The sequence below is a fragment of the Thermomonas alba genome, from assembly GCF_022419205.1.
Taxonomy (GTDB): domain Bacteria; phylum Pseudomonadota; class Gammaproteobacteria; order Xanthomonadales; family Xanthomonadaceae; genus Thermomonas; species Thermomonas alba.
In genome coordinates, this window is record NZ_JAJOZU010000074.1 from 1 (window position 1) to 509 (window position 509).

The 509-nt window shown below is 70.9% G+C and carries 1 protein-coding gene; it reads right to left on the reverse strand.

Going from position 1 to position 509, the window contains the following annotated elements; all coding sequences use genetic code 11:
* Positions 1-509 (reverse strand): MFS transporter (locus ML342_RS11830; protein ID WP_240127208.1); only part of this gene is annotated, 509 nt, incomplete at both ends.

Consider the following 509-nt stretch of genomic DNA (forward strand, 5'->3'; position numbering starts at 1 on the left):
CCGCAAACAGCCCCAGCGACTGCAGCGTGTTGTACACCCCCAGCGCAGCGCCCCGAGCATGGGTCGGCGCCAGCCGCGAAACCAGGCTGGGCTGGCTGGCTTCCAGCGTGTTGAAGCCCAAAAAGAACACCAGCAGCCACACCCCGGTGATGAGCACGCTGCCGGCCTCGTGGCTGGCGGCCCACGCCAGTCCCCCTTGGGCGAGCACCAGCAAGCCGATGGCGCCGCGCAGCACCGCACCCAGGTGACCGCGCCGCTCCAGCCGGAACAGCAGCCCACCCATGATCAAAAACGACGCCAGCAGCGCCGGCAGATAGATCTGCCAATGGTGCGCCTTGTCGATCCCGGCGCCGACCAGCAGGCCGGGCACGGCCATCCACATCGCCATCTGCACCGTGTGCAGGGTCAAGACCCCCACGTCCAGCCGCAACAGGTCGCGGTGGCGCAGCGCCGTGCCCAGCCCGCCCGGCGCCGGTGCGCTCGATCGGGGGGGCTCGGGCGGCACCACC